A 10,024-nucleotide genomic window follows, 5' to 3' on the forward strand; every position below is an offset into this window, starting at 1 on the left:
GATCAGATACATATCCGGTGACTGACCCACCGCTTTCGCGAGCAAGCCCGCTCCCACACAAGCCAGTTCCCACATTGTTCAATGCACTCGGGCATCAGGAAATTACTTTTCCTTGATAACCGTGGCCACATCCGCAGCCTTCACGCGCACGCGCTTGCCCGCAATATCGGTGAATTCGTAGAAACCATCGGCGGTGTTGGTTTTCGGCAGATCCTGGGTCAAATACTGCGTGCCATTTTGCAATGTCACCACCGTTTGCGTCGCGCAACCGGCCAATACCAGAAAAGTGAGTGCAACCAGTGGCAGACCCAAATTCTTCATGCTCATAACCCTTACCTATCAACTCTGAAAAGTCCCGCGCCAGAGGCGGCGGGGCACAAATTTTACGCCATCGGCTCAGCCATCAGATCACTTTTATACAAAAAGTTGCGTGCGCCATTTATCTATTACCGATTGCAACAAGCCACCAGCGGCGGCACTCTGTATGCATAACCAGTATTTGACCCCTGTACGCCATGGCCAACCCCCTCGAAGACCCACTTTATTACCTGCAAAACTTCCGTCAGGTCCTGCAATGGCTGGGGCAACGCTATGCCGACCTGCTCGACCCGGACGAAACGCAGTTCATTCAGCAATTTGACAGCTTGCCGCAAGCCTCCCAGGCCTTGCTGGTGCGCATGGTCATGCGCAAGGGTGTGCATTTTCGTGCGGGCAAGCTCAACTACCTGGAAATCGGTTGTTCCCGCGCAGCGGCTGAGCCGTTGGTGCGCCTGGGGTGGGTTGACGAGCACTGCCCACTGAGCTTTGACGCGCTGTTCACCTTGCTGCAAAAAGGCGAAATCCTCGCGGCGTTCAAGCCATGGATCGAGCAGCCCAAGGGCAACAAGGCCGACTGGCGGGAAGGCTTGGCGGCGCAGTTCCCCGACAGCCGCAGCTTTGCCGCCTGGTGCCCCGAGTTGTCCGACACCCTGTACAGCCTCAGCGTGATGGACCTGTGCGACCGCCTGCGCCTGATGTTCTTCGGCAACCTGTACCAGGACTGGTCCGAGTTCGTGCTGGCCGACCTGGGTATCTACACCTACGAAAAGGTGGAGATCTGCGCCGAATCCCGGGGTTTGCGCAGCCGTGATGACGTGCAGGGGTTTCTGTTCCTGCAGGGTTGCCAGCAAGCCTTCGAGGCCGGCGAGCCGATTGCGGACGTCCTGGCCCACATCGCCACCCTGAACACTGACAACCCCTGGTTGGAACGGCGTCGAGCCAAGCTGGCGTTCCAGCTCGGCCAGCATTGCGAGCGCTTGGCCGAGTTGGCCCTGGCCGCACAGATCTACCGCACCTGCGCCTATCCCGGCGCCCGTGCACGGCTGATCCGCGTGCTGGAGCGCCAGGAGGACTACGCCCAGGCCATGGAACTGGCGAGCGCGGCGCAACAGGCGCCGGAAAGTCCCTCCGAGCACCAACACCTGCTGCGGGTACTGCCACGCTTGCGGCGCAAACTGGGGGCGCCGGCGCTGCCCAGGGTCAAGCCCCACGAAGTCAGCCGCCTGGACCTGGCGTTGCCACAGCCGCTGGAGTCGGTGGAAACCTGTGTGCAGATGCACCTGAACACGCCTGAGGCGCCGGTGCATTATGTCGAGAACGGCCTGATAAATTCACTGTTTGGCCTGCTGTGCTGGGACGCGATCTTCGCGCCGCTGCCGGGTTCGTTCTTCCACCCGTTCCAACGCGGGCCGGTGGATTTGCACAGCGAAGACTTCCACTCGCGCCGCGCCGCATTGTTCGACGCCTGCTTCGACCAACTGGCGGATGAGCGCTACAAAACCACGATCCGCCAACGCTACGTGCAAAAGTGGGGCATCCAGTCGCCCTTTGTATTTTGGAACCTGCTCACCGAAGACCTGCTGGAACAGGCACTGGCCTGCTTGCCCGCTGCGCACCTGCGCCACTGGTTCGACCGGCTGTTGCTGGACATCCGCGCCAACCGCGCCGGCATGCCGGACCTGATCCAGTTCTGGCCCGCGCAAAACACCTACCGCATGATCGAGGTCAAGGGCCCCGGCGACCGCCTGCAAGACAACCAACTGCGCTGGCTGGAGTTCTGCGCGCAGCACCAGATGCCGGTCACCGTCTGCTACGTGCGCTGGGCGGAGCCTGCGCCTTGAGCTACAGCGTGGCCGTGCGGGCGCTGTGTGAGTTCACGGCCAAGGTCGGCGACCTCGACCTGCGCTTTACCCCGTCGCCCAGCGCCCAGGAAGGCATCGTCGGCCATCGCACCGTTGCCTCGCGGCGCAGTGCGCATTACCAGAATGAAGTGGCCCTGGAGGGGGAGTATCAGCAACTCAAGGTGCGGGGCAGGGCGGACGGCTATGACCCGGATGCCAATCGTCTGGAGGAAGTGAAGACCTATCGCGGCGACCTCGACGCCCAGCCCGCCAACCATCGCCAGTTGCACTGGGCCCAGGCCAAGGTGTACGGCTGGCTGCTGTGCCAGAAACTTGGGCTGGCCCAGATCAACCTGGCGCTGGTGTACTTCGATATCGTCGGTGAAGGCGAGACCGTGCTCAGCCAAAGTGCCCAGGCGACGGAGCTGGAGGCGTTCTTCAACCGGCAGTGCGCGCTGTTCCTCGGTTGGGCCGAGCAGGAAATGCAGCACCGCGATGGGCGCAACCGCGCGGCGCAAAGCCTGGGTTTCCCCCACGCCGACTTTCGTACGGGCCAGCGTGCCCTGGCCGAGACGGTGTACAAGGCCGTCACCACCGGCCGCTGCCTGATGGCGCAGGCGCCCACGGGCATCGGCAAGACCATCGGCACGATCTTCCCGCTGCTCAAGGCCCTGGCGCCGCAGCAACTGGACAAGGTGTTCTTCCTCACCGCCAAGACCCCGGGGCGCAAGCTCGCCCTCGACGCCGCCAGCGTGCTGCACCGCAGCAGCCCCGACTTGCCCCTGCGCGTGCTGGAACTGGTGGCCCGCGACAAAGCCTGTGAACACCTGGACAAGGCCTGCCACGGCGACTCGTGCCCGTTGGCCAAAGGCTTCTACGATCGCCTGCCCGCCGCGCGCGCCGCCGCCGCCCAGGTGCGCCTGCTGGACCAGCGCAGCCTGCGGGACGTCGCCCTGGCCCACAGCGTATGCCCGTATTACCTGAGCCAGGAAATGGCGCGCTGGGCCGACCTGGTGGTCGCCGACTACAACTATTACTTCGACTTCGGCGCCATGCTGTTCGGCCTCGCCCAGCTCAACCAGTGGCGCGCGGCCGTGTTGGTGGACGAGGCTCACAACCTGGTGGAGCGCGCCCGCTCGATGTACAGCGCCAGCCTCGACCAGTACAGCCTCAAGACCCTGCGCGACACCGCACCCGAGCCGCTGAAGAAACCCCTGCAACGCCTGAACCGCGAATGGAACGCGCTGCACAAGGACCAGCTCGCGCCGTACCAGGCCTATGCGGCCCGCCCGGAAAAACTCCTGCAAGCCCTCAGCCTGTGCACCAGCGCCCTGGGCGACTACTTCAACGATCATCCCGAAGCCCTTAGCGGCGAGCTGCAAACTTTCTACTTTGACGCGCTGCAATTTGCCAAGGTCGCCGAGCTGTTCAACGAGCACTTCATCTTCGATATCAGCAAGCGGCAGCTCAATGGTAAGCGCAGTAGCTCAACCCTGTGCTTGCGCAATGTGGTGCCGGCGGAATTTATCCGCCCGCGCCTGACCGCCGCCCGCAGCAGCGTGCTGTTTTCTGCGACCTTGAGCCCACGGCATTACTACGCCGACTTGCTGGGGCTGCCGCCCGACACGGCGTGGATCGACGTGGAGTCGCCATTCCAGGCTGAGCAATTGCAGGTGCGCATTGTCGATGCGATCTCTACGCGCTTTGTGCACCGCCAAGCCTCCCTGGAACCCATCGTCGCGCTCATCGCCCGACAGTTCGCGCAGCGACCGGGCAACTACCTGGCGTTTTTCTCCAGCTTCGATTACCTGCAACAGGTGGCGCAATTGCTCGCCGAGCGCCACCCGCAGATCCCGCTGTGGCAGCAATCACGGGGCATGGCCGAGGCCGAGCGCCAGGCCTTTCTCGACCAGTTCACCGAACACAGCCAAGGCATCGGTTTTGCCGTGCTGGGCGGTGCGTTTGGTGAAGGCATCGACTTGCCCGGCGCACGGTTGATCGGTGCGTTCATTGCCACCCTGGGCCTGCCGCAACTGAACCCGGTCAACGAGCAGATGAAGCTGCGCATGGCCGCGATCTTCGGCGCGGGCTACGACTACACCTATCTGTATCCGGGCCTGCAAAAAGTGGTGCAGGCCGCCGGGCGGGTGATCCGCAGCCAGCAGGACGAGGGGGTGGTGATGTTGATCGACGACCGCTTCGGCGAAGCGCGGGTGCGGCAACTGTTGCCATGCTGGTGGGTGGTGGAGTGAGGCATTCCCGGTATCAATGATGCTGGCGCTTTCGCCGGCAATCCTCCGCACGCGCCAAGTGTTGAACCGTGGGATTTGTTACAGACTCCCAAAACGATCATAAGCCGCGTCGAACTCCACCGATATTTCCGTTTGAAATTGCGGAACCGCGTCCAAGAGGTAAATGCTTTGGTCTGGGTATGTGCTCGCTTCCACCGTGTTGGCCGGCGCGATCAACCAACTAGCCTGGTTCACACGTAACTCCCTACCCGCTGCCTCGGATACTACTCTCTGCAAAATGTCCACCTGCTCGCCCGGTGTATGCTTTTGGAAATACTCGGCCCCGCCTCCAACAAATGACAATTCATGCTGCAGGTTCTGGCCATCCGTCCCGACCTCGCTGCTCCGATATAATGCTAGCGGTAGTCCATTGGCGTTTGCGCGGGATAGCAGTTCGTTTACGGCTAAATTCTTGGGCAACTTGAGGGTTAGTCTCATGATTTATCTCCTGGTATATCGTCATGCGGGTATCCGGGCATAGCATCCCTTCGACCCTGTCGGGCCCCCGCCCGGAACGCACCGCTATATCGGCTGCCGGTGCATAAGCAGCCGTGTCGCCGGTGCGGTCGAAGTCATACAAACACCCTAGAGGCCCCGAAATGATGGCTCCGTTACACCGGGGACGTCTCCTGTTAGAAATGCCAGGTTTTTAGTTTCGTTTGCTCTTGGTGTGAATCGAAATAGTTATATCCTGTCCCACCATCGAAGCCGCCCGACTCGGTCGTTGTTTGGGGTTCCGCGCAATTGCCGGCTGGTTTCTAGCTTGGGGGGGGGGGTTGAAGCCCACACCTTCAAGCGCATGCCGGATGCCGTGCCCCATCTTGAGCAACACGTGTTAGCCAACTGCGGCCACTGGATCCAGAACGAGCAAGGGCCACAGGTCAACGGCTTGATGCTTGCCTTTCTAGGGAGAACGTAAACGTTGCGCCGTGCCCGGGGCGCTCCACCAGGCGGATGCTGCGCCCGTGCAATTGCAGGATGCGGTGCACGATGCGCAAACCCAGGCCGCCATCGCGGCGCGCGCCGCCAATGGTGAAGGCGCGCAGGAACAAGCCTTCGCGCAACTCGGGATCAATGCCCGGGCCGCTGTCGCTGACCGTCACGGCGACACCTTCAGCGCCCGGCGCGAGGATCACTTCGACTTCGCCGTTGACCGGCGTGTGACGCAGGGCGTTGTCCAGTAGATTGGTGAGCACCCGCTCGATCAAACCGAGGTCGGCCATCACCGTCGGCACCTGCGGTGGCAGGGTGGCCGTGAGCTTGATGCCGCGGGCTTCGGCGTTCAGTTCGAATTTCTGGAACACGTCCTGCACCAGGTCCGGCAGGGAAAATCCTTCGATCACCGGCTGCACAAAGCCGTGCTCCAGGCGCACCAGTTCCAGCAGGGATTGGGCCAGGCCGCCGACTTTTCGGCTCTGGTCCAGGGCGATGCCCAGGTAGCGCCGGCGATCTTCGGGGCTGAGGCTGGTGTCCTTGAGGGACAGGGTTTCCAGATAGCCGTGCAGCGACGCCAGCGGGGTGCGCAGGTCATGGGAGATATTCGCAACCATGTCCCGGCGTTCCTGGTCTTGGTGGGTGAGGGCACGCCACTGTTCGCCCAGGCGGTTCTCCATTTGCACGAAGGCGTGGTCGAGCACGGCGATTTCGTCACCGCTGTGCAGCGGCGCGGTGGCGGGCTCCGGGGTTTTCGGCGCGCCGTTGATATCGAACTGCGCGACCTTGTCGGTCAACTGGCGCAACGGGCGGGTGATCCAGGCAAAGGCGACCAGGCCCGCCATCAGGCATAACAATGCGACCAGGCCGATGGACCACAGCGCGATCTTCAGCGCCATGCCCGTTGCATCCTTGGCATCGAACACGTCGTGGGCTTCGCCCAGCAGCACCACATACAGGAAGCCGGTCTGCTTGCCGTTGGCCTTGAGCGGTGCGGCGCTGAAGACCTTGCGCCCCTCGACGCTGCGCGGATCATCGCCGAGGATCGGCAGCATGGCGCCGCTGAGGAAGCGTCGTACCGGCGCGAGGTCAACGCGGTCACGCAACAGGTGCCCGCTGGGCGCGGCGTTGCCGACCACGCGGCCGTCGATGTCGAGCAGGTACACCTCGACGCTCGGGTTCACCAGCATCAGCTGGCTGAACAGCGTGCGCACGGCCTCGGGCTTGAGGCCATCGGCGTCCATCAGTTGGGTGTCGCGGGCGATGTGTGCCGCGAGGTCGCGGGACAGGCCCTGCACCACTTCCAGCTCGTGCATGCGGTTGGAGCGCACTTGCAACCACGCCGAGGTGCCGCTGCAAATCAGCAGCAACACGGCAAACACCACCGACAGGCGCTGGGTCAGGGTCAGCTTCATGGCGCGCTCTCGGCAAACTTGTAGCCGCGGCCCCACACTGTGAGGATGCGCGCCGGGTTGGCCGGGTCGGTCTCGACTTTGGCGCGCAGGCGGTTGATATGGGTGTTCACCGTGTGTTCGTAGCCCTCGTGGCTGTAGCCCCAAACGGCATTGAGCAGGTCCATGCGCGAAAACACCTTGCCTGGCTGGCGCGCGAAGAAATACAGCAGGTCGAACTCACGCGGCGTGAGGTCCAGGCGCTGGCCTTGCAGGGTCGCGTCGCGGGTCAGCGGGTTGATGAACAGTTGCCCAAGGTCGAGGCTGCCGGCGTCCATCTTCAGGTTGCGTGCCATGGCGTCCACCCGGCGCAGCAACGCCTTGACCCGAGCCACCAACTCCAGCATCGAGAACGGCTTGGCCAGGTAATCATCGGCGCCCAGCTCCAGGCCAAGGATGCGGTGCAGTTCGCTGGAACGCGCGCTGGTGATGATGATCGGCGTGTAGCGCGTCATGGCGCGGGCGCGCCGGCAGATCTCCAGGCCATCGACGCCGGGGAGCATCAGGTCGAGGATCAGCGCGTCCCAACCGCCTTGCTCCAGCAGGCGCAAGCCCTCGTTGCCATCGGCGCTGTGCACCACGGCAAACTGCTCGTCACGCAGGTGCAGGCAGATCAAATCGGCAATGTGGGCATCGTCCTCGACCACCAGGACACGTTTGGGCTGATCCATGTAAGCGAAACCTTGGCTTGTAGTCGGCGCATTGTGCGGCTTTTGCCACAGTGTAGTTATCACGAATTGTTTAACTCTGCGTGAGGATTTGGCGACCGGCTGGGGGGCAGGATGGCGTCATTGCTTATTGAGGAGAACGCCATGTACTCACGTCGACAAATCCTGCTGGCCGGCGGTGGCCTGGGTGTCGCCGTCCTCGCCGGTGGCTTGCTGAAACAGCTCAGCCTGGTCAGCGACGCCGAGGCGGCCGAAACCTTCGAGGTCAGCCACACCGACGCCGAATGGCGCAGCTTGCTCAGCGCCGCGCAATACGCCGTGCTGCGCGAGGAGGGTACCGAGCGCCCTTACAGCAGCCAGCTTAACGATGAACACCGCGCTGGCACCTTTGCCTGCGCCGGCTGCGCGTTGGCGCTGTTCTCGTCCACCACCAAGTTCGACAGCCATACCGGCTGGCCAAGCTTCTGGCAGCCGCTGGACAGCGCGGTGGCCAGCCGTACCGATCGGTCTTTCGGCATGGCACGCAACGAAATCCACTGCCGCCGTTGCGGCGGCCACCAAGGGCACGTGTTCGACGACGGCCCGCAACCCACCGGCCTGCGCTATTGCATGAATGGCGCGGCCATGACGTTCACGGCGCCGTAAGCCGATGTCTCTTTCTTATAAGGTCTTATCCCATGTGGCTTCTGCTTCTCGCGTACCTGGGCGGCGTGCTGACCATCGTCAGCCCGTGCATCCTGCCGGTCCTGCCTTTTGTCTTCGCTCGCACCGGGCAGCCGTTTTTGCGCAGTGGCTTGCCGCTGTTAGCGGGGATGGCGGTGACATTTGCCCTGGTGGCCACGCTGGCCGCGGTGGGCGGCGGCTGGGTGGTGCAAGTCAATCAATACGGGCGCTGGCTCGCGTTGCTGTGCGTTGCCCTGTTCGGCTTAACGCTGTTGCTGCCCCAGCTGTCGGAGCGCTTGACGCGCCCGCTGGTAGCCGCCGGCAGTCGCCTGTCGGAAGCCGCCGGGGCCGACGCCAGGCCGCGTGCAGGCGCTTCGTTTCTGATCGGCGTGGCCACCGGGTTGCTCTGGGCGCCGTGCGCCGGGCCCATCCTGGGGCTGCTGCTGACCGGCGCCGCGCTGCAGGGCGCCAATATCGGCACTACCTTGCTGTTGCTGGCCTACGCCGCCGGTGCGGCGACGTCCCTGGCGCTGGCGTTGCTGGTGGGCGGTAAGGTCTTTGGCTTGATGAAGAAGTCCCTGGGCGCCGGTGAATGGCTGCGTCGCGGCCTGGGCGCGCTGATGCTGGTGGGTGTCGCCGCGATTGCCCTGGGCCTGGACACCGGCGTGTTGTCGCGCTTGTCGACGGCCTCCACCGGCGGCCTGGAACAAAGCCTGGTGGACCGCTTGAGCGCCAAGCCGCCCGCGCAGGGCGGGGCGATGATGATGGCGGCCAACCACAACGGCGATGCGCTGCCGGTCGAAGGCGCGCTGCCGCCGTTGGACGGCGCCGTGCAATGGCTCAACAGCCCGCCGCTGAGCGCCGAAGCCCTCAAGGGCAAGGTGGTGCTGGTGGATTTCTGGACCTATTCCTGCATCAACTGCCTGCGCACCCTGCCTTATGTCAAAGCCTGGGCCGAGAAGTACCGCGACCAGGGCCTGGTGGTGATTGGCGTACACGCCCCGGAGTTTGCCTTTGAACGGGATGTGGGCAACGTCACCCAGGCCATGAAAGACCTCGGGATCACTTACCCGGTGGCTGTCGACAACAACTACAAGATCTGGCGCGCCTTCAACAACCAGTACTGGCCGGCGCATTACTTTGCCGATGCCAACGGGCAGATTCGCTACCACCACTTTGGCGAGGGCGACTATGCCGAGTCAGAGCGGGTGATCCAGCAGTTGTTGCGCGAAGCCGGGGCGAACAACGTCGCGGGCGGCTTGATCGACGTGGACGCCAAGGGCGTGCAACAGGCGCCGGACCTGAACACCGTGCAGTCGCCGGAAACCTACCTGGGCGCACAGCGCGCCGAGAACTTCGTCAAGTCCGGCCCCCTGGCGTTGAACAACTGGACCCTGGAAGGCCAATGGAACGTGGGCGGCCAGCAAGTCACGCTGGAGCAGGCGGGTGGGCGCATCGTCTACCGCTTCCATGCCCGTGACTTGCACCTGGTGCTGGCGCCTGGCGCGGATGGCAAGCCGGTGCGCTTCAAGGTCACCGTTGACGGCAAGGCTCCGGGGGATGCCCACGGCACGGATGTGGCGCCGGATGGCACGGGCACGGTGACTGAGCAGCGCTTGTACCAACTGGTGCGCCAGCCGGGCGAGGTGCAGGACCGTACCTTCAGCATTGAGTTTCTGGACCCGAATGTGGCGGCGTATGCCTTCACCTTTGGCTAACGGGTTTATGAACCTGTCTCTTATACACACTCCGAGCCCACGAGACAGCATGTAACATCTGGTATGCCGTCTTCTGCTTGAAAAAAGGGGGGGGGGGGGGGGGGGGGGGGGGGGGGGGGGGGGGGGGGGGGGGGGGGGGGG

At 63.6% G+C, this 10,024-nt stretch carries 8 protein-coding genes and 1 pseudogene; 5 read left to right on the top strand and 4 right to left on the bottom strand.

What is annotated here, in order from left to right:
* Positions 1–102: 102 nt before the first annotated feature.
* Positions 103–327, bottom strand: coding sequence for a YgdI/YgdR family lipoprotein (locus NUV89_RS23880; protein WP_257783263.1), 225 nt, complete (start codon positions 325–327; stop codon positions 103–105).
* A gap of 188 nt (positions 328–515) precedes the next feature.
* On the opposite strand from NUV89_RS23880, the gene NUV89_RS23885 reads away from it, so the two are divergent.
* Both NUV89_RS23885 and NUV89_RS23890 read left to right on the top strand, forming a co-directional pair.
* Positions 516–2,159 carry a VRR-NUC domain-containing protein gene (locus tag NUV89_RS23885; protein WP_257783264.1) on the top strand — a complete coding sequence of 548 codons (1,644 nt, stop codon included), beginning with the start codon at positions 516–518 and terminating at the stop codon, positions 2,157–2,159.
* On the top strand, positions 2,156–4,411 hold the full coding sequence (locus NUV89_RS23890; RefSeq protein WP_257783265.1) for an ATP-dependent DNA helicase: 2,256 nt from the start codon (positions 2,156–2,158) through the stop codon (positions 4,409–4,411). Before NUV89_RS23885 ends, NUV89_RS23890 begins: the two co-directional genes overlap by 4 nt.
* A gap of 78 nt (positions 4,412–4,489) precedes the next feature.
* Here NUV89_RS23890 and NUV89_RS23895 read toward each other — a convergent pair whose 3' ends face one another.
* A complete protein-coding gene (locus NUV89_RS23895) occupies positions 4,490–4,888 on the bottom strand; it encodes a hypothetical protein (RefSeq protein ID WP_257783266.1) in 399 nt (132 codons plus the stop codon).
* Positions 4,889–5,219: 331 nt separating this feature from the next.
* Here NUV89_RS23895 and NUV89_RS23900 point away from each other — a divergent pair.
* A pseudogene (locus NUV89_RS23900) lies at positions 5,220–5,369 on the top strand (alpha/beta fold hydrolase); the annotation flags it as partial.
* Here the strand turns inward: NUV89_RS23900 and NUV89_RS23905 are convergent.
* Positions 5,332–6,798, bottom strand: a complete 1,467-nt coding sequence (locus NUV89_RS23905; protein ID WP_257783267.1) for a HAMP domain-containing sensor histidine kinase — start codon at positions 6,796–6,798, stop codon at positions 5,332–5,334. The pseudogene NUV89_RS23900 and the gene NUV89_RS23905 overlap by 38 nt on opposite strands.
* On the bottom strand, positions 6,795–7,505 hold the full coding sequence (locus NUV89_RS23910) for a response regulator transcription factor (RefSeq protein ID WP_257783268.1): 711 nt from the start codon (positions 7,503–7,505) through the stop codon (positions 6,795–6,797). The genes NUV89_RS23905 and NUV89_RS23910 overlap by 4 nt, the downstream gene beginning before the upstream one ends.
* A 141-nt stretch (positions 7,506–7,646) precedes the next feature.
* Between NUV89_RS23910 and msrB the strand changes: the two genes are divergently transcribed.
* Positions 7,647–8,147: a peptide-methionine (R)-S-oxide reductase MsrB gene (msrB, locus tag NUV89_RS23915; RefSeq protein ID WP_257783269.1), complete on the top strand. Its 501-nt coding sequence runs from the start codon at positions 7,647–7,649 to the stop codon at positions 8,145–8,147.
* Positions 8,148–8,179: 32 nt separating this feature from the next.
* Entirely contained in the window at positions 8,180–9,883 is a 1,704-nt protein-coding gene (locus NUV89_RS23920) for a cytochrome c biogenesis protein DipZ (RefSeq protein ID WP_257783270.1), read from the top strand.
* Positions 9,884–10,024: the final 141 nt, after the last annotated feature.

This window comes from Pseudomonas sp. 18.1.10 (genome assembly GCF_024655625.1).
Classification (GTDB): Bacteria; Pseudomonadota; Gammaproteobacteria; order Pseudomonadales; family Pseudomonadaceae; genus Aquipseudomonas.